The following is a 24,308-nucleotide window of genomic DNA, read 5'->3' as shown; positions in this document are numbered from 1 at the left end:
GATGCTGCAAATGGGCGCCTCGACCGCACACATTGGCTGGCTACTGATCGGCTTGATTCTGGTTTGTTGCGGCTTTGCCTGCCTTGCGGGCCGCAATCGGCAGCTGGATGACCAAAGCGGCCAGCTACGCGTCACCCTTCCATAATCCTTCCTTGTCTTTACCAGGACATGACCATGCGTAACGCTCCTCGTCTGACAGAGACCACCTGCTCACATGAGCGGATACTGATCATCTACACCGGCGGTACGATCGGCATGCAGCCAACCGCCACCGGACTGATGCCAGCAGACAGCTTTGCCGACAGATTACACAATGCTCTGCAGCAGCTGCCTATCCCGCAACAGCAGGCACTACCCGCCTACGACATCATCAGCCATGACCCACTGATCGACTCCAGCGCCGCCACGCCTGCCACGTGGCAAACGCTGGCAGGCGATATCGCCGTCCGTTTTTCCGCCTATCGGGGCTTTGTCATCCTGCACGGCACCGATACGCTCAGCTGGAGCGCCTCGAGCCTGGCCTATCAGCTTCAGGGGCTGGACAAGGCGGTCGTATTAACAGGGGCCATGCAACCGCTGGAGGCAGCCAATAGCGATGCTCTGGACAACGTATGCGGCGCCCTGCAATTCGCCGCCATGAGCGCCCTTCAGGAAGTGGCGATCTACTTTGCGGGACGCCTGATGCGGGGCGTCAGGGCGGTGAAACAGCACTGTGAAGCGATGACCGCGTTTGCCTCCCCCAACTACCCCCTGCTGGGCGAACGGGTAGGCGATGACTGCGTACTTTACCCCAGCCGGGGGCTGGCGCTTCACCAGCGTGGCGCGCCCCGCTTCGAACTCCCGGATTATGGGTGTCTTGCTCAGGGGCAAGTGGTGCGCATCGCGCTGTGGCCAGGCATGGCCGCCTGGCAACTCTCCAGTTGGCTGGCTCATGACAGCGTCAAGGGGGCACTGCTGGAGCTCTGGGGAGCGGGCAACTTGCCTGACGACCCGGACCTGTTAGCCGTACTGGCGCGTGCCAGCGGAGAAGGAAAGCTGGTGGCCGCGGTCAGCCAGTGCCCGCAAGGCACCCTTCACTTGGGCACTTACTCCGCTGGCCACGGCCTGACGGATGCTGGCGTGCTGTCCGGGGGTTCCATGACCCCCGAGGCAGCTTACACCAAGCTGGTGCATTTGCTGGCGCAGCCGCTTACCCACGACGACCGGGCAACGCGCTTCGTCACTCCGTTAGTGGGCGAGCGGTAGCCAGACTGGCATCCCGGAGCAGACAGGCTATGGTTAAACAGGACACATGGAGTGCAACATAACCTTCTGAAAACAGGTGAAAACGTATGGATCAACCAGTGCATCATTTTAGTGAACTGTTTGAACAGCTGGGGCTGCGCTCGGACGCGGCTTCTATCGAACGCTTTATTGAGCGACATTCACCGTTACCCAAGGAGATGCCGCTGGCCGACGCCCCTTGCTGGAACGAGGGCCAGGCGGATTTTCTACGCGAAGCAGTGGAAGAAGATGCCGACTGGGCCGAGGTGGTCGATCATCTGGATGCCTCGATGCACAAGGCGGAATGATCGCCTGAATTCAAGTCTGATCCCGCGCCGCTTCCAGGCGGCGCCGGTACCAGGCCCCTGCCAGCAGCAGGGCCGTCAGGGCCAACAGGGGCAGCAGCACGTCCATCTGTAGCGGGTCCTCTTCCTCGATGGCTTCCAGCGCCCCGTAAATGGCGCTGCTGTAGACGGCCCATTTCACGGCCAGCCCCAGCGTGGCAGCCAATAGATAGCGCCCCAGCGCAATATGCCCCAGGCCTGCCGCAAAATTGATCACTGAGTGTGGAAACCCCGGCAGCACTCGCATGGCACATTGGGTCAGCAGGTCACTTCGCGCTTTCAGGGTATCCATGACCTTGAGCGTCAGCCCCTTGGGCTGCCACCGCTGCCCGACTCGCGCCGCCAGCAAATAAGCCCCCCAGGCGCCCGCCACACTGCTGACGGTCAACATGGGCGTTGCGATCAAAGGCGGATAAAAAGGCGCGATCAACCACAGCCCAATACTACCGGGCAGGCCAATCGCCAGGGTGACCGCCATGGTCAGCATGACGGTCACCACGACCACCGGATGATGAGACATGGTGGCGGCCCAGCGCTTCACCGCCATCAGGTCCGGGGAGTACCAAAGCCATACGTAGGCCAGCATGGCAGCCACCGCAAACGCAGCCGCCCATCGCCAGGAGTAGAGAGATAATTTACGCATGGAGGCGTGCTTCAACCCGCTCGAGAATTTGTCGACTGACCTTTCCGACCAATGGTCTGGCCGCCTTGTTCACCGCTTTTTCCATTAGACGATTGTGAATGTCATAACTCAGGGTCAGTGACACCTCCGTCCCTTCCGGTACGGCGCGCAGCTGGTAGCGCCCCTGATTCTTGACGCCATCCAGAGATTCCCAGGCCAATACCTCCGGAGGCTCGATCTCGGTCACCTCCACATCAAACGACCAGTCCATGCCCACTGCCCGCACGTGCCAGCGGTAGCGGTTTTCGCCAAGACGATCGATCGAGCGTATCAAGTCCGAATACTCCGCAAAATCTTCCACTCGGTGTAACAAGTCAAATACGCGCTCCGGGGAGGCTCGAACGATTTCACTATGTTCTATGGTGGCCATGCGTCCATCTCTAGCGGCTTTAGAGGGGTAGCTTATCACGCCAATTCCATTGACACACCGGATGCCGCCACCCGTGGCACTGGTCAGCAAGAGCGGCATTGCGTAAACTGCCCACCTTCCGGACCGGACCCCGGAACACCGCCCTGCGGTTCAGGCAGGCACGACATAAATTCTCCGACCATGAGTACCCAGCATGTCATCCACTGCATCACCCGGCGCCCAGGCGCCATCCACCGTCGTCATCTATTCCGGCGGCATGGACTCTTATACCGTCCTGCATCGTGCGCTGCGCGAAGGCCTCACTGTCCATGCGCTGTCCTTCGACTACGGCCAACGTCACCGTCGTGAACTGGACGTTGCGCGCCAGGTCTGTGAGTCCTTGGCCATCCCTCATCAGGTCGTCGATATTCGCGCCATTCACGGGCTGATCGACAACTCGGCATTGACCAACTCGGCCTTGGCCATGCCCCAGGGGGAGTACGATGCCGACTCGCTCCACAGTACCGTGGTGCCCAACCGCAATATGATCCTGCTGTCGCTGGCCATTGCCAAGGCGGTCAATATTGGCGCCAACCGTGTCGACTATGGCGCACACGGCGGCGATCACGTGCTTTACCCCGACTGCCGCCCGGCCTTCGTCGAGGCCATGAACGACGTGGCGCAGATTGCCAACTTCGAGCCCGTCACCGTCCACGCCCCTTATCTGGCCTCCAGTAAAGCCGACATCCTGCGCGATGGGCTCGCCATGGGCCTCGATTACCGGCATACCTGGACCTGCTACGAAGGCCAGCAACTCGCCTGTGGGCAGTGCGGCAGTTGCCGCGAACGGCTGGCGGCCTTTGCCGCCAACCAGGTCACCGACCCCCTTGCTTACGCCACCCCTGCCGAGCGAGGCCGCTGATGTACCACGTCAAAGAAGCGTTCTACACGCTGCAGGGCGAGGGTGCCCAGGCGGGGCGCGCCAGCGTTTTCTGTCGCTTTACAGGCTGTAATCTCTGGTCGGGGCGTGACGCCGACCGAGCCACGGCCAAGTGTACCTTCTGCGATACCGATTTCATTGGCACCGACGGGATCAACGGCGGCCGCTTCGAGAGTGCGCAACAGCTAGCACGGCATATCAAACAGCTGTGGCCAGCCAACGCAGGCAGCGCGGTGCCCTATGTGGTGTTTACCGGAGGAGAGCCGTTACTGCAGCTCGATACCCCGCTCATCGCCATGCTGCACAGCGAAGGGTTCGAGGTCGCCGTGGAAACCAACGGCACGCTGCCCGCGCCCGCCGGAATCGACTGGCTATGCGTCAGCCCCAAGGGCAGCAACCCGCTGGCCATTCACCAAGGGGATGAGCTGAAGCTGGTATACCCGCAGCACGACGCCCCGCCCGAGCAGTTTGCCGCGCTGCACTTTCGACACTTTTACCTGCAGCCTATGGATCACGTCGCCCAGCATGCCGACACGATCCATACCACTGTCGCTGAGCACAATGCCGCCACGGTGGCCGCCACGACGGCCTATTGCATGGCCCACCCCCAGTGGCGCTTGTCGCTGCAAACCCACAAGATCGCAGGATTCGATTGATGGCTTTATTCGTTCACCACCTGACCCATATCGATGTCTCCCTCTGGTGCCCTGAGCGCGGCTTGACCGGCTGCAGTTGGCAGGTCGACGCCCATCTGGATGGCGAACTGGGTGAAGACGGCATGCTGTTCGATTTTGGCGAAGTGAAACCCTGGATCAAGCGCACGCTGGACAACGGGCTGGATCATACGCTGCTGGTGCCCACCAAGGCGCCTGGCGTAGAGGTCAGCGAGTGCCCAGAAGGCCTGTGCATTCGCACCACCACACCCTATCCGATGGAAGTACGCGGGCCTGCGCAGGCGTTCACCCTGCTCCCCTGGGAACACATCTCGGTGGTCAAGGTGACCCAGCTCCTGAGCGAAGAGCTGACACGCGCTCGGCCTCGCAACGTCACCCGTGTCACCCTGAACCTGCAGGAAGAGCGTATCGAAGGCGCATCCTATGGCTACAGCCACGGCCTGAAACGCCATCTGGGCAACTGCCAGCGTATCGCCCATGGCCACCGCTCCCGGCTGCATGTCTACCAACAGCAACAGCGCCAACCTGCCCTTGAGGCACAATGGAGTGAATGGCTGGACAACCGTTACCTGCTGGAGCAGGCCGATGTGGCGGAACAGACAGCCACCACACTGACCTGCCGCTACACAGCCGAACAGGGAGCGTTCTCGATCACCCTGCCCGCTCACCGCTGCAGCGTATTGCCAGCGCCCACCACCGTGGAAAATATCGCCCGTTGGCTGGCCAACAGTATCGCCCAGCAAACTCAGCAGGAAACCTACGTGGAAGCCTTCGAAGGTATCAACAAGGGGGCTACCGCGCAGGCAGCGCCATGACGATTCTGATTACCAGCGATCAGCAGGCGTCTTGCCGCATGGGGTGTGGCGCCTGCTGCATAGCGCCGTCCATCAGCTCGCCCATTCCCGGCATGCCAAGCGGCAAGCCTTCGGGCATTCGCTGCGTGCAGTTGAATGAGCAAAACCTCTGCATGCTCTTTGGTGATGCCCGTCGCCCTGCCGTATGCAGCCAGTTCGACTTCGACAAGGAGGTGTGTGGCGAGGACCGAGAAGAGGCCCTCGCCACACTCTACGGGTGGGAAACCGCCACAGCCGGTTAGACCTCGCCGCCCAGGCTCACCGGGTGCGGCAAGCGACGGTCCAGCAGGCTGATCCAGCGCACCAGCACCGGCGCATCGCTATGGCTTACCTCGCCCAACAGTCGACGAAACACCTCTTTCGCCTGCTGGTCATTGGGCGCTATACGCGTAAGCCATAGCTCCAGCGCCGCCAACTCCTGATGGCGGTTGCCATGCTCGCGGGATTGCTGAATAGCCATTTCCGTCAACGCCTTGACCTCGTGGGCAGGGTGGCCCAGCAGGTCACGCACGCGGGCCAGTTGGGTAGCCAGCTCGGGCAGGAAAAGAGTCGTGCGCTCACGGGCAATCACCAGGCACTGGTCGAGATACTCTTCGGCTGCGTGCAGCTCACCCAGCTCGATACAGGCATCGGAGTACCACAACACGGGCCGCTGGAAGCGGTCTCGGCCGTTCAATTCGGCCATCTGATCCAGGCTGTCGTGCATTTGCACCAGCCCGCCCTGATCCCCCGCCAACGCCCGCTGCCAACCCAGCACCCCCTGCGCGGAAATCTGCCAAAGCTGCAGGTCTGGCGTACCGGTCATGGCCGCGGCTCGCTCGGCATGCCGGGCCGCCAAGTGCACATGGCCCAACTGACGATACAATGCCGCCGCAAACATCAGCGCCATGGCCAGGGTACCCGGGTGGCCGATCTGCTCCGCCAGCCGAATGGCCGCCGCGACATGCCACTCTGCGCGATGGTAATCACCTCGCAGACAAAGCGCCCAACCCTGAAAACAGGCCGCCGTCACCTGGGGATGATCCGAGAACGGCAGCCACTCGATCATCATGGGAGCATTCAGCGGATCGATTTCGTCCAGGTGGTCGTGGGCCTGTTGAATACGCCCCGCCCAGTATTCACAGTGTGCCCGCGCATAATCCGCCAATCGGCGGTAGCGCGGGTCTTCCAGGCGAGCGGCGATATCCGCCAGGGTCGATGCCAGCGCAAAGGCGTCGGCATGGGCATAGCGCTGGCTGCGCCCCACCCATAGCCCCCACTTCACCAGGAAAATCTGCTCGAGGTCTGCCGGGTCGTCAGGCGTGTCGCTCCCGGTTTGGCGCAGCAGCTCACGGGCCTTCACAAAACTTTCATGGGCCGTGGGCGAACCGTGGCCTTCCAGGGCGAACGCAGCCTGACCACGCACCGTCAGCAGGCTGACTTCACGCTCTACCTCATGGGCTACGTGGCGCAGGCTGGCCAAGCCGAAGTCGGCCATGCGCAGCGCCGTGCGGTTGGCACTCACCTTGAGCGCTTCCCGCGCGGAGAGCTCGAAGTAGCGCGCCCCACGTGCATAGTGGCCGCTGCGCCGCAGATGCGTGGCAAAGTCTCCCGGATGGCGACTGATCCATACCGGAAAACGCTCCTCAATCAAGGTCACGACCTGCTGATGCAGCTTGACCCTGACGTCACGGGGACAGGAGAGGTAGGCCGCCTCTTGAAGCAACTGGTGACTGAACTGGTACTCATGATCACCGCCCTCCTTGTCGATGGGCTCGATGATCTCCAGCGCCCGCATGTGCTCTAGCGCTTGGCACAACCTGGGCTTTTCCCAACCGCTGCATTCGGCCAGCAAGTCCAGTCGAAAACGCTTGCCCAGCACCGCTGCAATATGGGCAATATCCCGGTCGCTTTCCAACTGATCGATTCGACTGGCCAGTAGCCCCAGCAGCCCCTTGGGCAGCTCATCCAGCTGTACGCTGCGCCCCTCCCGTCGATCCATGTCGAGGCGACGACAGATCTCCTGCATATACAGCGGAACACCATCACAGCGCTCGATGATCTGGTTGCGCAGCCGTGGGCTCAGATGAATACGATAACGACGAGAAAGTTGCGACAGCAGCCGCGAAGACTGCAGTGCATCCAGCTTGCTCAGGGTGATCTGCTGATCCCAGTGCAGTTTGACCGGTAGCGGTTCGCGGCCGTGGTGGCTGGCCACCATCATGAAGGCCGTGTTGATCGACAGACGTGCCTGTAGCCCCGCCAACACTTTGAAAGAGGGTTCATCCAGCCACTGCAGGTCATCGATCATCAGCACCAGAGTTTGCGACACGGCACGATGGTCGATCAGCCGATGCAAGAGCTTCACCACCAGCTCCACGGCTTCGCCATTTTGAGTCAGCTGGCTGATTTCCTGAACTTCGCGAACCCCCAACGCCTCTTCCAGCAGCTGCTGACGCGCGCTATCCGAGGTATCGAGGCCCAGCGTTGCCTGCAGCGCATGCACGGCATCGAGCGTTGGCGGATGTTCGAAGTGCCAGGCCAGCAACGACCGGGCTACACCGTATGGGTCCAGTACCGAGAGCCGAGTAGTCGAAAGCCAGCAGATCGCCGCATCGCGGCTCAGCTCCAACTGCCGAAACCCCACCATCAACGCCGACTTGCCCATGCCCGAGGCACCCCGCACCAACACGCTTTGCCGCAAACCAATGCCAGCCCGTGCCAGCGCATCGCGCAAGGTGCGTAGCGAGGTTTCCCTTCCCACCAGGCTCGGTGGCAAGGCATCACGCCCGCCTTCGTTCTGGCCCAGCACCAGCGCACGTAAACGCACGCGGCCATCGCTGGCCACCAAACGCGATACCAGCCTGGGCTGCAAGTCCAGCGCCGGGGGCATGTGCTGGCTGGCTGCCTGAGAGATGACCAGCTCGCTTCCCTCAGCGGCACTCATCAACTCCAGAGACTCTTGCGTCACCTGGCCCAGCGGGTCGGCCAGCTGGCGCTCGGGCAAGTAGACCACGCGCCCGCTGTGCAATCCGGCCGCCAGTTCGAATACCGGCGGTTCGGCGTCCCCGGCCCAGTGGCGACGGCTCTCCTGAGGTAGCGCCTGACGGCAGTGTTCGTAAAGCGCCACCAGCTCCGCCAGCTGATGGGCGGGACCATGGGTACCGAAGCAGGCCAGACCCAAGCCCCCCGTTGCCCCCGGCAGCCAGAAACCGCCCAGATGGTGGCACTGCTGCTCCAACCATCTCAGCAGCTCCAGCTGCAAGGCCAGGCAGTTGCGGGTAGCTGCGCGATCTGGCCAGTCACCCTTCAAGCGCAAGCGGATGGCCATCACCGAAAGCTGACGCAGCTCGATCTCATCTTCGCGCAGCGGCTTGCTGTCCGCAGCTAACGCGCGCGAAAAGGCGCCCTGAGGCGACATCGCCCGGGGGTCGTGGTGGCCATCCGACCAGAAACTGGCCAATTGCACGAAACTGGGCTCAGGCTGTTGTCCGGAGAGCGCCAGCAGTTGCAGGTAGCTGTTGTACTGTTCGTGAGCCGCAGCCATCTGGTTCTGCTCGGCTAGCTGCCGCACCCAGCGCTCGTGGAACGGGCCGTAGCCTGAAAAGCGGCTGACCAGTCCTTCCAGCATGGCATCCGGCACTTCGGCGTGTGCTTCCAGCACCTGTTCGGCAAAACGGATGACTCGTTGGCGCCACTCATTGCGCACTTGCACCAGCCAGCGCTGGAACTCGCTGCAGTTGCTGAGCTGCAGCTCCTCGATCAGATCCCCTTGGTAGCACTCCATCAGCGCTTCCAGCATCTCCAGATCCTTGGGCCCTTCCAGCAGTTGCTGCAGCTCATGCAAATCCACCTGCCAGTGGGACGGCAAATGGAAGGCAATGGTCTGCCGCGACACATTGAGGACGTGATCGGCATGCTCGCCCATGGATTGGCGCAGGCAGTGCAGCGCATGGCGCAGGTTGGTTCTGCCCGAGGAGAGGCCCTGGTCTGGCCACAGCAGCTCCGCCAGGGCGGCACGATTGACGGGCTGACGATGGAGCAGCAGATATACCAGCAGCGCCTTGACCTTGTCGTAGCTGAAATGAGTGAGCACGTCCTCCCCTTGAGTCAAGGAGAAGTGACCAAACAGGGTCAACTGATCTGTCTGTTGAGCATCACGCATGTTACACATCCTGCCTTGGCTAGCGGCGCATCACGCAGGCACGCCACTATGAAAACGAAAAGCCGTATCTGGAGACATGATCAGTTCCGCCTCACGAGCAACGAAGAAGGCGATGCGTTCATCGATAGGCGCGTCGGCCTGCTGGCGAGCCAGCAACAGATAGTCTTCGAAATGACGCCCTTCGGACTTGACCAGGGTGCGATAGAACCTGGCCAGCTCTTCGTCCAGGTAAGGAATGAGTCGCGCGAAGCGCTCACAGCTGCGCGCCTCGATCAGAGCGCCGATGATCAACAGGTCGATCAAGCGCTCAGGATCCTGACTGCGTAAATGTTTTCTAAGGCCTTCGGCGTAGCGTGACGCCGTCAGATGGCGATAAGGAACGCCACGGCGTTCCATCAAGCCCACTACCTGCTCGAAATGAAGCAGCTCCTCGCGGGCCAATTGCGACATCTTGCTCAACAGCAGCGGCTGATCCACGTAACGATACAGCAGGCTCATGGCCGTGGAAGCCGCTTTTTTTTCACACTGTGCGTGATCGATCAGCAGTGTTTCTGGGTTGGCCAATGCCCATTGCAACCAGGCATCGGGGGTCGGGCAAGCTAAAAAGTCATGCAAACTTTCTGGCAACAGATCATCCGCTTGCAGCGCATGATCCGCTGTTTGCAACGCCATTAATTGTATCGACATAACACCAGCACCAAGCGTTTATCACACCACTGTACAATATATAAACGCCAATGGCGTCCGTTCCCTGATTGGTGCGAGGATGAACAAACGTGTCTTCCAGCCTCGCTTAAAATGCACTGACACTAATGTATAGCAAGCCTGAATCACGCTCCACACGGGAATCACGCTTGCCGAGGCTACCCAGCTCTACAGGCCAGCACTCGCTTGGCAGTCATGGTAACGCGGCATCACGATAATCACACCAGCCGTCACCTAAAAACACGCCTATCGGTAAAAATCTTTCATGTTGACGGCACATTAATCAAAAAAACCGTCCTCAGGAAAGCGGCTTTCAACATCTCAACACAAAGTACAAGTAGGCATCCCGCCTGACTTCTTAACATTGTCGACAGTTTCCCGTAGAATCCGAGCCATCCACCAGACGCTGATTCTCAAGCGTATGTCATGTGATCGAAGGATGTCCTTGTTACCGTGCAGGCGTCTTTTGCTACCACTGATGATCACTACCAAGAAGATGAGAGGGCCCCAACGTGCTTGAAGCTTACCGCCAACATGTCGAGGAACGCGCTGCAGAGGGCGTCCCAGCCAAGCCCCTGACCGCCGAACAAGTCGCCGACCTGATCGAGCTGCTGAAGAACCCGCCGGCCGGAGAAGAAGAGTTCATTCTGGACTTGATCACCAACCGGGTACCGCCGGGCGTCGACGAAGCCGCCTATGTCAAAGCGGGCTTCCTGACCGCGTTGGCCAAAGGCGAGGCGTCCTCGCCGCTGATCGACAAGGTCCATGCCGTCAAACTGCTGGGCACCATGCAGGGCGGCTATAACATCGCTTCCTTGGTCGAGCTGCTCGATAACGAAGAGCTGGCCCGTGAAGCAGGTGAACAGCTCAAGCACACCCTGCTGATGTTCGATGCGTTCCACGATGTGGAAGAGCGCGCCAAGAATGGCAACGCCGTCGCCAAGGACGTCATGCAGTCCTGGGCCGACGCCGAGTGGTTCCTTTCCAAGCCTGCGCTGGAAGAGAAAATCACCCTGACCGTCTTCAAGGTCCCGGGTGAAACCAATACCGACGACCTGTCGCCCGCGCCGGATGCCTGGTCGCGCCCGGACATCCCGCTGCACGCCAACGCCATGCTCAAGAACGAGCGCGACGGTATCGAGCCCGAAGTGCCCGGCACCACTGGCCCGCTCAAGCAAATCGAAGCCGTCAAAGCCAAAGGCCACCCAGTGGCTTACGTGGGCGACGTCGTCGGCACAGGCTCTTCGCGCAAATCCGCCACCAACTCGGTGCTGTGGTTCTTCGGTGACGACATCCCTTACGTGCCCAACAAGCGCGGCGGCGGTTTCTGCTTTGGCGGCAAGATTGCCCCGATCTTCTTCAACACCATGGAAGATTCAGGCGCCCTGCCGGTAGAGATGGATGTTTCCAAGCTGGAAATGGGCGATGTCATCGACATCTACCCCTATGAAGGCAAAGTGTGCAAGCACGGCACCGATGAAGTGCTCTCCACCTTCGAGCTGAAAACACAGCTGATTCTCGATGAAGTGCGTGCAGGCGGTCGTATTCCGCTGATCATCGGCCGTGGCCTGACCGGCAAGGCGCGCGAGTCCCTGGGCTTGGCGCCGTCAGACGTTTTCCGTCTGCCGGACCAGCCTGCGGATACCGGCAAAGGCTTCACGCTGGCACAGAAGATGGTCGGCAAGGCCTGCGGCCTGAACGGCGTGCGCCCCGGCATGTACTGCGAGCCGAAGATGTCTACCGTCGGCTCCCAGGACACCACTGGCCCGATGACCCGTGACGAGCTGAAAGACCTGGCCTGCCTGGGCTTCCAGGCCGACCTGGTCATGCAGTCCTTCTGCCACACGGCTGCCTATCCCAAGCCGGTGGACGTGGACACGCACCACACCCTGCCCGACTTCATCATGAACCGCGGCGGTGTTTCACTGCGCCCCGGCGACGGTATCATCCACAGCTGGCTGAACCGCATGCTGCTGCCGGACACGGTCGGCACCGGCGGTGACTCCCACACCCGCTTCCCGCTCGGTATCTCCTTCCCGGCAGGTTCTGGTCTGGTTGCCTTTGCTGCTGCCACTGGCGTCATGCCGCTGGATATGCCCGAGTCCGTTCTGGTGCGTTTCAAGGGTGAGCGTCAGCCCGGCGTCACGCTGCGCGACCTGGTTCACGCCATTCCTCTCTACGCCATCAAGCAGGGTCTGCTGACGGTCGAGAAATCCGGCAAGAAAAATGCCTTCTCCGGCCGCGTGCTGGAAATCGAAGGCCTCGAAGACCTCACCGTCGAGCAAGCCTTCGAACTCTCCGATGCCTCGGCCGAGCGTAGTGCGGCTGGCTGTACCATCACGCTGTCCGAAGAGAGCGTGACCGAGTACCTGAAGTCCAACATCACGCTGCTGAAGTGGATGATTGCCAACGGCTACGGCGACGAGCGTACCATCAGCCGTCGTATCGAAGGGATGGAAGCCTGGCTGGCCAACCCGTCACTGATGCGTGCGGATAAAGATGCCGAGTACGCCGAAGTCATCGAGATCGACCTCAGCGAGATCAAGGAGCCGGTGCTCTGCGCCCCCAACGATCCGGACGACGCTCGCCTGCTCTCCGACGTGGCTGGCGAGAAGATCGACGAAGTGTTTATCGGTTCGTGCATGACCAACATCGGTCACTTCCGTGCCGCCGGTAAACTGCTCGAGAAACAGCCTGCGGGTAGCCTGAAGACCCGCCTGTGGTTGGCGCCGCCAACCAAGATGGATCAGCACCAGCTGACCGAAGAGGGTTACTACGGCATCTACGGCCGTGCAGGCGCCCGCATGGAAATGCCGGGATGTTCACTGTGTATGGGTAACCAGGCGCGTGTGGCTGCCAAGAGCACCGTCGTGTCTACGTCTACACGTAACTTCCCGAACCGCCTGGGGGATGGCGCGAACGTCTACCTCGCTTCGGCGGAGCTGGCAGCGGTCGCAGCGGTGGAAGGCCGCCTGCCGACAGTCGCTGAGTACCAGCGCTACATGGGCGAATTTGACGCCCTGGCCGGCGAAATCTATCGTTACATGAACTTCCACGAAATCGAGGAGTATCAGAAAATCGCCTCGAACGTGATTCCAGTAGCGCAAGAGGCTTAAGTGCCAAGGCTACTGACCCATCGCCGATGCTCGCAACATCGCAGAGACGCCACGCGACTCTGAGCCGATGACCGAACGCCCCTTCCCTTGCAGGTTGGGGCGTTTTTATTACCCACAGTGTCATTCATGGACAGGAGACTCTCATGACGACCACACCTCACGTCGTGACCCCCGATTTGTGCGACCAGTACCCGGACGTCAAGGTGCTCGAGCCGATGTTTGCCAACTTTGGCGGCGTCGATAGCTTTTACGGGCCTATTCGTACCGTCAAATGCTTTGAAGACAACTCCATGGTCAAGCAGGCCGTCGCCGAACCCGGCGAAGGCGCCATTCTGGTGGTGGACGCAGGCGGCTCTCATCGCTGCGCCATGTTGGGCGACATGCTGGCTGAACAAGCCGCCAAAAACAGTTGGGCAGGCGTCATCATGTATGGCTGTGTGAGAGACGTAGACATTCTGGCCACCCTGCCACTGGGCGTGCAAGCGCTGGGCAGCCACCCTCGTCGCAGCGAAAAACATGGCGAAGGCCAGCGCGACGTGGCGGTGACCTTTGCAGGCGTCACGCTGCAGGTGGGTCAATGGCTTTACGCCGACAATAACGGCATCATCGTCGCCGAACAGCCGCTCAAGCTCTCTTGATCGCGCCGATCTCCTGCTAACCCGTCAGACTTGTCAGTGGTGGCAGATAGTGCCACCCTGATATTTCATTTCCATGCCACGGACACCATGCAGCCGCTCAAGCCACTGGGCTACGCCCTACTTCGCACCCTTCGTGACCACCTGCGCCCACTGATTGCCTACCACCTGCTATTCACGCTGTTGGCATCGGCCGTGGTGTTGCCGCTGGTGGCCTGGGGCTCCCAGCGATTCATGGCCCAGCTCAACCGTACCGTGGTCACCAACGACGCCCTGTTGGCGCTACTGTTCAGCCCCCTCGGGCTGTTCACCCTGCTGGCGGGCCTTGCGGTCACTTTCTTGCTGATCTACTGGCAGCAAGCGGGCATGCTTCAAGTGGCCAGCAGGCCCAAGGACAACCACTACCGCCTGGCCCTGGAGGCTCTGTGGCTCAGCACTCGGCGGCTACCGGCACTGCTGCTGCTGGTGATCCTGCAGGTGGGCGCCCACCTGCTGCTGCTGGCCCCGTTCATGGCAGCCATCGCCTGGCTATACGATCTCTGGCTCAGCGGCCTGGACCCCTACTATCTACAGCGTGTACGCCCACCGGTACTGTGGTACTTCATCGCCTGCGCCTTACCGGTCATGCTGCTGTGGATGAGCCTGGCGGCGTGGCTATATCTGCGCTGGCTACTGGCGCTGCCGCTGGTGGCGCTGGAGCACTGCCACCCCCTGCAGGCCTTGAAGCGCAGCGTGCGCCTCACCCGTGGCTGGCACCGCTCCATTGGCGCGGCGGTGCTCCTGTTACTGCTCGTCATCATCACCCTACCGATTGCCACCACCTGGCTCTACGACACCCTCGTCACGCCGCTGCTCTGGTGGCTTCCCGAGCACAGTGCCGTGCTGGTGCCCGCGATGCTGGCCTACCTGACCGGCTATGTCCTGATCACCCTGACCATCACGTTTCTGGGCATTACCACCCATGCGCTGCTGTCGGCCTGCCTTTACTTGCAGCTTGCCTATCGGGAGGCTCGGCCTGCCGCTCCCGAGAATTCACAGACAGGCCGATTGGCCTGGGCATTGGAAGTGTGTGTCTTGCTAATTGCCGCCCTGCAAGCCTGGTGGATACTCAACAGCTTCGAAATACGCGATGACGTCGCCATCATCGCCCACCGGGGCAGCTCCATGGTGGCGCCTGAAAACACTCTGGCTGCCGTGCGCCAGGCGCTGGAGGATGGTGCCGATGCCGTCGAGCTGGACGTGCGCCTCAGCGCCGACCAGCAGGTCATGCTCTACCACGACCGCACGCTGGCCAGGCTCACGGGGGACCCCAGGGAGTTTGGCGAGCTGACCCGAGCCGAGCTGAGCGAGTTCGATGTGGGTAGCTGGTTTGGCGATGCCTTCCAGAACGAACGAATCGCCGGGCTGGACGAGACCCTGGCACTGGTGAGAGGCCACGCCGCGCTGATGATCGACATGAAGCCGCTACCAGGCCAGGAGGAAGCGTTGGCACAGGCGGTACTGGATGAGCTGGAGGCAGAAAACGATCGCCGCTATCGCTGCTGGGCCACCCAGCACGATGCCTTGGATGGAATGGCTGCCTGCGGCTTCCCGAATACGCTGCTGGAAATGCGCATGGCCACCATGTCCCCCGCGCTGGTCAGCTTCATCAAGCAGCGGGCGCCCGAACTGAGGGTGACACTACTGGCGCAGCTGATACTTCCCGGCACGCTGGACCGCCGTCAATTCGATGCGCTGGGCTTACGGCATAACCGCATTACCCGTCAGGAGGTTCGCCTGGCGGCCCTCTACGGCTATGAAATCCACGCCTGGACGGTCAATGATCGGGCCAGAATGTCGGCGCTGATCGATCTTGGCGTAGACGCCATCATCACCGACTACCCTGACCGCTTGAGAGAACTGCTCGAAGACCGCCACGCCATGAGCGATGGCGGCCTGATGCTGGTGAAACTGCGCAACTGGCTACGTCAGTAGCGCATCGCTGCGGTCGCGGGCTTACTCGCCCATGACCACGCCCTCACGACGCGGGTCGGCGCCACCAAACAGGGTGCCGTCTTCCAGTTTCATGATGGCCTGCAGGCCACTGGTCAATTCCCGCTCACTCACCTGATGACCGCGCTCACGCAGTGCGTCGGCGGTTTCTTCCGAGAATCGCCCCTCTTCCAGATAGACATCGCCCCCCAGGGTGATGGCATGGGGCAGGTCCAGCGCTTGCTGGGCATCGAGGCCCCAGTCACGCATGGCCACCAGGCTTCTGGCCGTGTAATGAATGATCGCTGCGCCACCTGGCGAGCCCAGGCTGGCCACCAGCTCGCCGCTCTCCAGATCGAACACCAGCGTTGGGCTCATGCTCGAACGGGGACGCTTGCCAGGCTCTACCCGGTTGGCCACCGGGCGGCCGTCGCTTTCCGGCTCGAAGGCGAAATCGGTCAGCTCGTTATTGAGCAGATAGCCCCCTGCCAGCCCCGTGCCGCCGTCTGCCAGGATACGCGAGCCGAAGGCTTGTTCGATGGTCGTGGTCATGGCCAGCGCATTGCCATCGCCGTCCACGATGCTGATGTGGCTGGTGCCATACTCGGGCTGTTCGGGCTGGCTGGCAAAGCTCACTTCCAGCTCACCGGGATTGCCAGGCTCTACGCTATCGCCCAGCGACTCCTCGCCCATCAAACGGCTGCGCTGATTGAGATACTCCGGGGCCAGCATGGTACGCCAGTCGCCTCCCGGCGCCTCGACAAAATCAGGATCGCCGATGTAGCGGCCGCGGTCGGCAAAGGCCAGCCGAGACGCTTCGAGGAACTGATGCAGCCAGCCGCTGCTGGGAACACCGTTATCCAGCGGCGCTTCGATCAACGGCTGCTGATCGAGAATACCGAGGATATACATGACGGTGATATGGCCCGACGACGGCGGCGGGAAGCCACACACTTCCCACTCCTGCCAAGGCGTACAGATCGGCTCACGCTCCACCGGCTCATAGCCGCTGAGGTCGTCCAGGCTCATCTCGCCCGGACGCTGCGGATGGGACTGCACTCGGGCCACCAGGTCTTCGGCGATCTCACCTTCGTGGAAGGCACTGCTGCCCTCATCCGCCACTCGGCGCAAGATGGCGGCCAGCGCGGGGTTGGTCAAGGTGACGCCCACGGCCAGCGGCTCGCCTGCTTCATGGTAGTAGAACGCTCGGGCCAGCGGGTCCTCGCGCAGCGCCGTGTCGTTGGCCAGACTGGTATGCAGCCGGTGGCTGACGGCAAAGCCCTCTTCCGCCAGCGTAATGGCAGGGGTAAAAAGCTCTCGCCAGGCGAGTTGACCATGTTCGGCGTGGGCCTGCTCCAGCATGCGCAGCACCCCCGGCACCCCCACAGAGAGACCGCTGGCCACCGCGTCCATGAACGGCAGCGGCTCGCCATCTTCCATGAACAGCTCACCGGTGGCCGCCGACGGTGCGGTCTCGCGACCATCGAAGGCCTGCACATTGCTGCCGTCGTAATGCATCAAGAAGGCACCGCCGCCGATCCCACTGGACTGCGGCTCTACCAGGGTCAGCACCATTTGTACGGCCACGGCGGCGTCGATGGCGTTACCGCCGGCCTTGAGCACTTGATACCCCGCGTCAGTGGCCAGCGGGTTCGCCGCAGCAACGGCAAAGGATTCCACGGCCCAACCGGGCTTCTCCTCATACCCTGAGCCTACTTCCGGTGACATCTCGGGAGCCTGGTAGCTAAAGCCCCAGCTCACCATGGGAACGAGTAGTAAGCCCGTCAGGGGGATTGCCCGTTTAGGCAGCATAGTCTTTCTCCTTTTCAGCAGGGTGCAGGCAGATATCGCGTAGGGCCACGGGGGCGGCGTCATCCAGAGCGGTGTCATCCAGAGCGGTGTCATCCAAAACAAAGCGTAGCCTATAAAACCCGTGCGCCCGGCACAATGGCCGGGCGCAAATCGAACAGCAGGCTAACTAACCCATGGATGTCAGGCGATACTCTCTCCTGCCAGCATGAACCAGGTTTCGAGAACCGCGTCCGGGTTCAATGACACCGAGTCGATCCCTTGCTCCATGAGCCACTTGGCGAGGTCCGGGTGATCCGAAGGCCCCTGGCCGCAAATCCCCACGTACTTGCCTTGCGCCTTGCACGCCTGAATGGCCATGGCCAGCAGCTTTTTGACCGCTGGATTACGTTCATCGAACAGGTGGGCCACGATGCCCGAGTCGCGATCCAGCCCCAGGGTCAATTGCGTCAGATCGTTGGAGCCAATCGAGAAACCGTCGAAGTACTCGAGAAACTCATCGGCCAGCAGCGCATTGGCAGGCAGCTCGCACATCATGATGACCTTGAGGCCGTCAGGGTCGCTGCTGCCACCGCGCTTCAGGCCGTTGGCGGCCAGCAGCTCGACCACTTCCCGGGCTTCATCCGTAGTGCGTACGAAAGGCACCATGATCTCGACATTGGTGAAGCCCATCTCTTCACGCACGCGCTTCAGCGCCCGACACTCCAGCTCGAAACAGGGCCGGAAGGCATCGGAAATGTAGCGAGAAGCGCCACGGAAGCCCAGCATGGGGTTCTCTTCACCTGGCTCGTACAGCTTGCCGCCTATCAGGTTCTCGTATTCGTTGGATTTGAAATCCGAGAGGCGGACGATCACCCGCTGCGGATGAAACGCCGCCGCCAGGGTGGAAATCCCCTCCACCAACTTGTCCACGTAGAAACTGACCGGGTCGGCGTACCCTGCCGTACGCAGGTCGATCACCTGCTGAAGGTCAACCGGCAGCGTTTGATAATCCAGCAGCGCCTTGGGGTGCACGCCAATCATGCGGTTGATGATGAACTCCAGGCGCGCCAGCCCCACGCCCGCGTGGGGAAGGCTGGCAAAGCCAAAGGCACGGTCCGGGTTGCCCACGTTCATCATGATCTTGAAAGGAATCTCCGGCATGGCATCGACGCTGGAGACGTTGCAATCGAAGGCCAGCAGGCCTTCATACACATGGCCGGTATCACCCTCGGCACAGGAGACCGTCACGTCGCTGCCTTCCTGCAGCTGCGTGGTGGCATCTCCACAGCCCACCACCGCGGGAATGCCCAGCTCACGGGCAATGATCGCCGCATGACAGGTACGCCCGCCTCGGTTGGTGACGATGGCCGATGCCCGCTTCATGATCGGCTCCCAGTCGGGGTCGGTCATGTCGGTAACCAGGATGTCGCCCTCTTGAATCTTGTCCATCTCGTCAGGACTGAGCACGATCTTGACCGCACCACGGCCAATGCGTTGTCCGATGGCCCGGCCAGTGATCAGCGTGCGGCCCTTTTCACGCAGCTGGAAGCGCTCCAGCTTGCCGCCCTCCTGCTGGGAAACGACGGTCTCAGGACGCGCCTGCACGATGTACAGCTGACCGTCATCGCCATCCAGCGCCCACTCGATATCCATGGGCCGCTGGTAATGCTGCTCGATGGTGACCGCCTGACGAGCGAGGTCCATGATCTGCTCGTCGTTGATACAGAAACGCCCGCGATCCTTGTAAGGCACGTCAACGGTTTCCACGGAACGACCTGCGCTGGCATCCTTACCGTACACCATCTTGATCAGCTTCGACCCCAGGGTACGGCGCAGCACGGCGGGGCGCCCGGCGGCCAGCGTGGGCTTGTGCACATAGAACTCGTCAGGGTTGACCGCCCCTTGCACCACGGTCTCGCCTAACCCCCAGGAAGCGGTGACGAACACCGCGTCCCGGTAGCCGGACTCGGTGTCCAGGGTAAACATGACACCGGACGCACCGGTTTCGGAGCGCACCATTTTCTGCACCCCGGCGGACAGGGCGACGTTTTCGTGGGCATAGCCCCGATGGACGCGGTAGGAAATCGCACGATCATTGAACAGCGAAGCAAAGACCTCGTGGACCGCGTGCTTGATGTTGGCCAGGCCTTCGATATTGAGGAAGGTTTCCTGCTGACCGGCGAACGATGCATCCGGCAGGTCTTCCGCCGTGGCGGAGCTGCGTACCGCGACCTTCAGGCCGGGGTGTTTTGCCTGCAACTGCTGGTACGCCTGCTCGAGTGCCGCTTCGAAGCTGGGCGGCAACGGCGTCTCGATGATCCACCGGCGAATACGCTTGCCAGCCTCGGCCAGCGCCTTGACGTCGTCGACGTCGAGCCGTGCCAGGGTGTCGTTGATACGGTCGTTGAGGCCTTCGTGGGAGAGAAACTCGCGGTATGCATGGGCCGTAGTGGCGAAACCGCCAGGCACCGTGACACCCACACCGGCCAGATTGGAGATCATTTCGCCAAGCGAGGCGTTCTTACCACCCACGCGTTCGACGTCCGCCATACCCAGCTGATCGAACCACAGAATGTACTCTTCCACGCAACCCCCTCACTCAGACATTGATGCTACCGTTGGGACGACACCCATTCACGCTGTCACCCTAGCATCGCGGCCCCCTATTCGCCATTGGTCTAACAGCGCAGGGAGTGGAGGATTTTTACAACAACGGCCGGAAACACGGCGTTTATGTAGTCAGGGCAGGATGCCGACCTGTTTGCGCAAGCCCAATCGCCAGTACCCTGCACACGCAAACCCTGCACACGAAAACCCTGCACATGAAAACGTTGTGCTGCCATGGCGCACGGCACACAATGAGCGTTCGTAAATCAGCTAGATGAGGGTGGCGGGCAGACTATGAAACGAACAGCCTTTTTTATTTCCGATGGCACGGGGATCACGGCAGAAAGCCTGGGGCGCAGCCTGTTGGCGCAGTTCAGCGACGTGGACATCAACATGATCACCAAGCCCTATATCGATACGTTGGAAAAGGCTCAGGCCGTCGCCGAGATCATCGAGTCCACCGCGATGCGTGACGGTGTTCGCCCCATTATCATCGACACCATCGTCGACCAGCAGATCCGCAACGTCATCCGCCAGGCCTCCGGCTTCAAGGTCGATATCTTCTCGACGTTTCTGGAACCGCTGGAGCAGGAGCTAGGCACACACTCTTCCTACAGCGTCGGGCGCACCCACTCCATAGGCAGCGACGATGTGTACATGGATCGTATCCACTCGGTGCATTTCGCACTGGATAACGATGACGGTGCCCGCACCCATCAATACGACAAGGCCGACATCATTCTGGTAGGGGTATCCCGCTGCGGTAAAACGCCGACGTCCTTGTACCTGGCACTTCAATTCGGCATTCGCGCGGCCAACTATCCGCTGACCGAGGACGACCTGGATGAAGATGGTCACTTGAAGCTGCCGAAAGCGCTGGCACCGCACCGGCACAAGCTGTTCGGCCTGACCATCGATGCCCGCCGACTAGCGGCCATTCGCAACGAGCGTCGCCCCAACAGCCGCTACAGCTCCATGGACCAGTGTCTGCAGGAAGTCGAGCAGGCCGAATCGCTCTACCGCAGCATGAACATTCCTTTCATCGACACCACGCGCTTCTCCGTGGAAGAGATCTCCACCCGCATGATTGCCGAAACCGGCCTGGCAAGACGCTTCTCGCCTCGCTAGGCCAGTGCCTTACATGCCCTTGGGTGCAAAAATCCCCGGGGCATTTCGCCAGTAGCCCTTGTAGTCCATACCAAAACCAAAGACGTAGCGGTCGGCGACTTCCAGGCTGCAGTAGTCGGCCTTGAGACCGGGCACTGCCTTGCGGTCGTGCTGCTTGTCCACCAGTACGGCGGTGGTCACGCTGGCGGCCTGGGCCTCCTTGCAGTACGCCAGGATGGCCGCCAGGGTGGCGCCTTCATCGAGAATATCGTCGACGATCACCACATGCCGACCCGCCATGGGGATTTCCGGCGAGACCCGCCAGAACAGCTCGCCGCCGCGCAGTTCATTGCGGTAGCGGGTCGCGTGCAGGTAGTCCACTTCCAGGGGAAAACCCAGCCGCGTCAGCAGATGACCGGTGGTGATCAAACCACCGTTCATGACGCAGTAGAAGACCGGCAACTTATCGCCCAAATCGCGGGTGATCTCTTCTGCCATGCGGTCAAGGGCACGCTCGACCTGCTCCTGTGAAATCAAACAGTCGGCGTTGTCCATCAACTCGCGCATGGAGTCCAGCGACTCCAGCGCTTCTTTATCCAATTTGGACATCGAGCCTCTCCAAAACAGTCTATGGGTCAATTAGCTGGCGTCAGCCACCAGCGCTTCCAGCCTGGCGTGGGTCTTGCGCCAACGGCCCAGCGCGGCCAGTGCTTCCAGCTGCGGTCGCGCGCGACCATAACGCAGCTTGGCGGGCCGCTTGTTGAATACGTCATGACAGGCCTGCACTACTTCCAGCGCTGCCTCACGGTCGTTGCAGATCAGCAGCATGTCGCAGCCCGCCGTCAGGGCAGCCTTGGCGCGCTCGGCGGGGCCACCGGCCTCATGGGCGCCGGCCATGCTCAGGTCATCCGAGAAGATGCACCCTTTAAAGCCCAGCGACTCACGCAGCATGCCTAGCCAGCTCGGCGAAAAACCGGCCGGACGGGAATCGAAGGCAGAGTAGACGATATGGGCGGGCATGACGCCGTTGAGCAGCGTGGCAAGCTGGCTGAAGGGCACCAGGTCGTGCTCCATGATGGCCGAGAGCGGACGTTCATCCACCGGCAGGGCGGTGTGCGAATCGGCCCCCACACCGCCGTGGCCGGGAAAGTGCTTGCCCACAGCTGCCATTCCCGCCTCATGCAATCCGTGCACGAAGGCTTGCCCCAGCAAGGCAACGTGCTGTGGGTCTCGGCTGAAGCTGCGGTCACCAATCACGCTGGAAATACCGCTATCCACATCCAGTACGGGAGCAAAGCTGATGTCCAGGCCACAGGCGGCCATTTCCATGCCCAGCAGCCAGCCGGCATCCTTGGCCAGCATCAGCCCCACTGCTTGGTCATCGGCGAAGACATCGCCAATGCGGGCCATCGGCGGCATGCGCGTCACGCCTTGCCGGATACGCTGAACCCGCCCACCTTCCTGATCGATGGCCAACAGCAGGTCACCTCGCACCCCGCGGATGCTGTCGCACAGTTCGCGCACTTGGGTGGCGCTTTCCACATTACGGGCAAACAGAATGACACCGCCGACCGCAGGATTCTTCAGCAGGCGCTTGTCTTCCTTGCTCAGAGTCTGGCCTTCCAGGTCGAGCATGACCGGGCCTAAAGGTTGAGTCATCGTACTGGATCCAGAAAAAAGGGCGTCATTCTAGACCACCCGTGTGAGCTTTCAAAATGAGCAACACCATGTCACGTCAATGCAGCCATACCGGCGTGCCCGGCGGCGCCTGCTGAAACAGCCAGAGGAGGTCGGCATTGCACAGTCGCACGCAGCCATGGGAAACGGCAACGCCCATGGGCTGATCAGGGGGAGTACCGTGCAGGTAGATGTAGCGACGCTGGGAATCGACACGGCCACCGCGATTGATACCGCGCTCCAGGCCACACAGCCACAGTATGCGGGTCAAGATCCAGTCGCGCTCGGGGAAGACGGCTGCCAAACCGGCAGAGTAGACTTCTCCGGTCCAGCGACGACCACGAAAGACCGCATCCTCAGGCAGCCCATCGCCAATGGCTGCCCGCACGTAGTGCCAGCCCAGTGGCGTACGGCCACTGCCCTCCTCTTGCCCCACGCCGGCCTTGCCCGTTGAAACGGCGCATTCGTGCTTTAGCTCGCTCCCCTGCCACCAGCGCAGGCGTTGGGCCTGGGTGTCGATTTCCATCCAGCCACCTTCAGCGGGCGGCAGGTCAGCCAATCTGGGCGTTTGCATGAAGCTTCTCATTCACGGTTGCTGCAGGCAACGGCATTGGCGCGCTCATGGCGGCCACCACGACGGGACGCAGACGCCGGATCAAGTCGCGCACGGTTACCTGCTCCTGATAATCCTTGGCAGCAATATCACGTAGCGCATCCAGCCCCGACAGCGTAAAGATCACCGTGCCCAGCATGAAGTGTAGCCGCCAGAAGCGCTCTGCATCCGGCAGCTCGGGGGTCGCCCGGCGCACCAGCTCGGTGAAGCGTGTGAAAACATCGCCATACTGCTGCTGGATGTAGCGCCGCAAGTGCCCTTGCGCCTGGCTGTAGGCCAGCCCCAGCAGCCGCATGAACACTTTCAGACTGTGGCGCTCGGCAGGCACGGTCAGTACCGTGGTAGCCATGGTTTCCAGCAGCACCTCCAGAGGAATGGGCTGACCTTCATAGCGCGCTTCCAGCTCATCCAGGGCGGTGTGGAAGCGCTCGGAGAACGGGTCAAGGTAGCGGGCAAACACCGCCTGTATCAGCGCTTTCTTCGACCCGAAGTGATAATTGACGGCAGCAAGGTTGACCCGCGCTTTGCTGGTGATATTGCGCAGTGATGTTTCGGCAAACCCCCGCTCTGCAAAGAGCACCTCTGCCGTATCCAAAATACGTGTGACCGTATCCGACTGGGCCATAGCGCCCTCCCAAAACAGGTGTTTAAAACATGGCGATCGCGTTGGCGAATAGTATGCCATTCCCCCTGCTGGCTCAAACGATTATCCCGCTCAAGGTTCAGGCCACGCGCCCCAGTACGGATTGCAACTCATCATGTACTGGACAGAGCAACATACTGTACACTTAAACACATACTGATTTTACGGACATGTAGCGACTGTCTTTTCACTG

The 24,308-nt window shown here is 61.3% G+C and carries 20 protein-coding genes and 1 pseudogene; 11 read left to right on the top strand and 10 right to left on the bottom strand.

Going from position 1 to position 24,308, the window contains the following annotated elements; genetic code table 11:
• The 3 genes and pseudogenes from B7L72_RS19085 to B7L72_RS05540 all read left to right on the top strand — a co-directional run.
• Window positions 1-145 (top strand): annotated as a pseudogene (locus B7L72_RS19085) (MFS transporter); the annotation flags it as partial.
• Window positions 146-174: 29 nt separating this feature from the next.
• Window positions 175-1,245 (top strand): asparaginase, encoded by a 1,071-nt coding sequence (locus B7L72_RS05545; RefSeq protein WP_139788447.1) that lies wholly within the window; start codon window positions 175-177, stop codon window positions 1,243-1,245.
• Window positions 1,246-1,331: 86 nt separating this feature from the next.
• A complete protein-coding gene (locus B7L72_RS05540; protein WP_016913978.1) occupies window positions 1,332-1,571 on the top strand; it encodes a DUF2789 domain-containing protein in 240 nt (79 codons plus the stop codon).
• Window positions 1,572-1,581: 10 nt separating this feature from the next.
• Here the strand turns inward: B7L72_RS05540 and B7L72_RS05535 are convergent, their stop codons facing one another.
• Both B7L72_RS05535 and B7L72_RS05530 read right to left on the bottom strand, forming a co-directional pair.
• Complete coding sequence (locus B7L72_RS05535) at window positions 1,582-2,250, bottom strand: TVP38/TMEM64 family protein (protein ID WP_081193075.1); 669 nt, start codon at window positions 2,248-2,250, stop codon at window positions 1,582-1,584.
• Window positions 2,243-2,659, bottom strand: coding sequence for an SRPBCC family protein (locus B7L72_RS05530; RefSeq protein ID WP_081193073.1), 417 nt, complete (start codon window positions 2,657-2,659; stop codon window positions 2,243-2,245). Before B7L72_RS05530 ends, B7L72_RS05535 begins: the two co-directional genes overlap by 8 nt.
• Window positions 2,660-2,852: 193 nt before the next feature.
• Between B7L72_RS05530 and queC the strand changes: the two genes are divergently transcribed.
• The 4 genes from queC to B7L72_RS05510 are packed head-to-tail and all read left to right on the top strand — an operon-like array spanning window position 2,853 to window position 5,348.
• Window positions 2,853-3,560 carry a 7-cyano-7-deazaguanine synthase QueC gene (gene queC, locus B7L72_RS05525; RefSeq protein ID WP_081193071.1) on the top strand — a complete coding sequence of 236 codons (708 nt, stop codon included), beginning with the start codon at window positions 2,853-2,855 and terminating at the stop codon, window positions 3,558-3,560.
• The gene (gene queE / locus B7L72_RS05520) at window positions 3,560-4,234 is read left to right on the top strand and encodes a 7-carboxy-7-deazaguanine synthase (protein ID WP_081193069.1); all 675 of its coding nucleotides are present in this window, start codon (window positions 3,560-3,562) and stop codon (window positions 4,232-4,234) included. The genes queC and queE overlap by 1 nt, the downstream gene beginning before the upstream one ends.
• Complete coding sequence (locus B7L72_RS05515; RefSeq protein WP_081193067.1) at window positions 4,234-5,067, top strand: 6-carboxytetrahydropterin synthase; 834 nt, start codon at window positions 4,234-4,236, stop codon at window positions 5,065-5,067. Before queE ends, B7L72_RS05515 begins: the two co-directional genes overlap by 1 nt.
• Window positions 5,064-5,348, top strand: coding sequence for a YkgJ family cysteine cluster protein (locus tag B7L72_RS05510; protein ID WP_081138122.1), 285 nt, complete (start codon window positions 5,064-5,066; stop codon window positions 5,346-5,348). Before B7L72_RS05515 ends, B7L72_RS05510 begins: the two co-directional genes overlap by 4 nt.
• Here B7L72_RS05510 and B7L72_RS05505 read toward each other — a convergent pair.
• Together B7L72_RS05505 and miaE are read right to left on the bottom strand one after the other, a co-directional pair.
• Window positions 5,345-9,250: an AAA family ATPase gene (locus B7L72_RS05505; RefSeq protein ID WP_081193065.1), complete on the bottom strand. Its 3,906-nt coding sequence runs from the start codon at window positions 9,248-9,250 to the stop codon at window positions 5,345-5,347. The two genes, B7L72_RS05510 and B7L72_RS05505, sit on opposite strands and share 4 nt — an antisense overlap.
• A 30-nt stretch (window positions 9,251-9,280) precedes the next feature.
• Entirely contained in the window at window positions 9,281-9,937 is a 657-nt protein-coding gene (gene miaE / locus B7L72_RS05500) for a tRNA-(ms[2]io[6]A)-hydroxylase (protein ID WP_081193061.1), read from the bottom strand.
• Window positions 9,938-10,467: 530 nt separating this feature from the next.
• Here miaE and acnB point away from each other — a divergent pair.
• From acnB to B7L72_RS05485, 3 genes are all read left to right on the top strand, one after another.
• Window positions 10,468-13,071: a bifunctional aconitate hydratase 2/2-methylisocitrate dehydratase gene (gene acnB / locus B7L72_RS05495; protein WP_081193059.1), complete on the top strand. Its 2,604-nt coding sequence runs from the start codon at window positions 10,468-10,470 to the stop codon at window positions 13,069-13,071.
• Window positions 13,072-13,214: 143 nt separating this feature from the next.
• On the top strand, window positions 13,215-13,709 hold the full coding sequence (gene rraA, locus B7L72_RS05490; protein ID WP_081193057.1) for a ribonuclease E activity regulator RraA: 495 nt from the start codon (window positions 13,215-13,217) through the stop codon (window positions 13,707-13,709).
• Window positions 13,710-13,796: 87 nt separating this feature from the next.
• Window positions 13,797-15,680: a glycerophosphodiester phosphodiesterase family protein gene (locus B7L72_RS05485; RefSeq protein WP_081193117.1), complete on the top strand. Its 1,884-nt coding sequence runs from the start codon at window positions 13,797-13,799 to the stop codon at window positions 15,678-15,680.
• A gap of 21 nt (window positions 15,681-15,701) precedes the next feature.
• Here the strand turns inward: B7L72_RS05485 and ggt are convergent, their stop codons facing one another.
• Complete coding sequence (gene ggt / locus B7L72_RS05480) at window positions 15,702-17,489, bottom strand: gamma-glutamyltransferase (protein ID WP_081193055.1); 1,788 nt, start codon at window positions 17,487-17,489, stop codon at window positions 15,702-15,704.
• 180 nt (window positions 17,490-17,669) lie between these two features.
• Entirely contained in the window at window positions 17,670-20,054 is a 2,385-nt protein-coding gene (gene ppsA, locus B7L72_RS05475; protein WP_081193053.1) for a phosphoenolpyruvate synthase, read from the bottom strand.
• A 315-nt stretch (window positions 20,055-20,369) separates the two neighbouring features.
• On the opposite strand from ppsA, the gene ppsR reads away from it, so the two are divergent.
• Entirely contained in the window at window positions 20,370-21,203 is an 834-nt protein-coding gene (gene ppsR / locus B7L72_RS05470) for a posphoenolpyruvate synthetase regulatory kinase/phosphorylase PpsR (RefSeq protein WP_016913992.1), read from the top strand.
• Window positions 21,204-21,212: 9 nt separating this feature from the next.
• Here the strand turns inward: ppsR and B7L72_RS05465 are convergent, their stop codons facing one another.
• The 4 genes from B7L72_RS05465 to B7L72_RS05450 form a co-directional block, all read right to left on the bottom strand.
• Complete coding sequence (locus tag B7L72_RS05465) at window positions 21,213-21,791, bottom strand: hypoxanthine-guanine phosphoribosyltransferase (protein WP_016913993.1); 579 nt, start codon at window positions 21,789-21,791, stop codon at window positions 21,213-21,215.
• A 30-nt stretch (window positions 21,792-21,821) separates the two neighbouring features.
• The gene (nagZ, locus tag B7L72_RS05460) at window positions 21,822-22,841 is read right to left on the bottom strand and encodes a beta-N-acetylhexosaminidase (protein ID WP_081193051.1); all 1,020 of its coding nucleotides are present in this window, start codon (window positions 22,839-22,841) and stop codon (window positions 21,822-21,824) included.
• 76 nt (window positions 22,842-22,917) lie between these two features.
• The gene (locus B7L72_RS05455) at window positions 22,918-23,433 is read right to left on the bottom strand and encodes a L,D-transpeptidase (RefSeq protein ID WP_081193049.1); all 516 of its coding nucleotides are present in this window, start codon (window positions 23,431-23,433) and stop codon (window positions 22,918-22,920) included.
• A complete protein-coding gene (locus B7L72_RS05450; protein ID WP_081193047.1) occupies window positions 23,411-24,097 on the bottom strand; it encodes a TetR/AcrR family transcriptional regulator in 687 nt (228 codons plus the stop codon). Before B7L72_RS05450 ends, B7L72_RS05455 begins: the two co-directional genes overlap by 23 nt.
• Window positions 24,098-24,308 lie beyond the last annotated feature (211 nt).

The organism is Halomonas sp. BC1 (genome assembly GCF_002078135.1).
Classification (GTDB): Bacteria; Pseudomonadota; Gammaproteobacteria; order Pseudomonadales; family Halomonadaceae; genus Vreelandella; species Vreelandella stevensii.
Note: the sequence above shows the minus strand (reverse complement) of the source record. Positions and strands in the feature narration are given on the sequence as shown.

Coding starts and splice junctions, on each gene's coding strand:
- B7L72_RS05545 (WP_139788447.1), top strand. CDS start 175: ATGCGTAACGCTCCTCGTCTGACAGAGACCACCTGCTCACATGAGCGG.
- B7L72_RS05540 (WP_016913978.1), top strand. CDS start 1,332: ATGGATCAACCAGTGCATCATTTTAGTGAACTGTTTGAACAGCTGGGG.
- B7L72_RS05535 (WP_081193075.1), bottom strand. CDS start 2,250: ATGCGTAAATTATCTCTCTACTCCTGGCGATGGGCGGCTGCGTTTGCG.
- B7L72_RS05530 (WP_081193073.1), bottom strand. CDS start 2,659: ATGGCCACCATAGAACATAGTGAAATCGTTCGAGCCTCCCCGGAGCGC.
- queC (WP_081193071.1), top strand. CDS start 2,853: ATGTCATCCACTGCATCACCCGGCGCCCAGGCGCCATCCACCGTCGTC.
- queE (WP_081193069.1), top strand. CDS start 3,560: ATGTACCACGTCAAAGAAGCGTTCTACACGCTGCAGGGCGAGGGTGCC.
- B7L72_RS05515 (WP_081193067.1), top strand. CDS start 4,234: ATGGCTTTATTCGTTCACCACCTGACCCATATCGATGTCTCCCTCTGG.
- B7L72_RS05510 (WP_081138122.1), top strand. CDS start 5,064: ATGACGATTCTGATTACCAGCGATCAGCAGGCGTCTTGCCGCATGGGG.
- B7L72_RS05505 (WP_081193065.1), bottom strand. CDS start 9,250: ATGCGTGATGCTCAACAGACAGATCAGTTGACCCTGTTTGGTCACTTC.
- miaE (WP_081193061.1), bottom strand. CDS start 9,937: ATGTCGATACAATTAATGGCGTTGCAAACAGCGGATCATGCGCTGCAA.
- rraA (WP_081193057.1), top strand. CDS start 13,215: ATGACGACCACACCTCACGTCGTGACCCCCGATTTGTGCGACCAGTAC.
- B7L72_RS05485 (WP_081193117.1), top strand. CDS start 13,797: ATGCAGCCGCTCAAGCCACTGGGCTACGCCCTACTTCGCACCCTTCGT.
- ggt (WP_081193055.1), bottom strand. CDS start 17,489: ATGCTGCCTAAACGGGCAATCCCCCTGACGGGCTTACTACTCGTTCCC.
- ppsR (WP_016913992.1), top strand. CDS start 20,370: ATGAAACGAACAGCCTTTTTTATTTCCGATGGCACGGGGATCACGGCA.
- B7L72_RS05465 (WP_016913993.1), bottom strand. CDS start 21,791: ATGTCCAAATTGGATAAAGAAGCGCTGGAGTCGCTGGACTCCATGCGC.
- nagZ (WP_081193051.1), bottom strand. CDS start 22,841: ATGACTCAACCTTTAGGCCCGGTCATGCTCGACCTGGAAGGCCAGACT.
- B7L72_RS05455 (WP_081193049.1), bottom strand. CDS start 23,433: ATGCAAACGCCCAGATTGGCTGACCTGCCGCCCGCTGAAGGTGGCTGG.
- B7L72_RS05450 (WP_081193047.1), bottom strand. CDS start 24,097: ATGGCCCAGTCGGATACGGTCACACGTATTTTGGATACGGCAGAGGTG.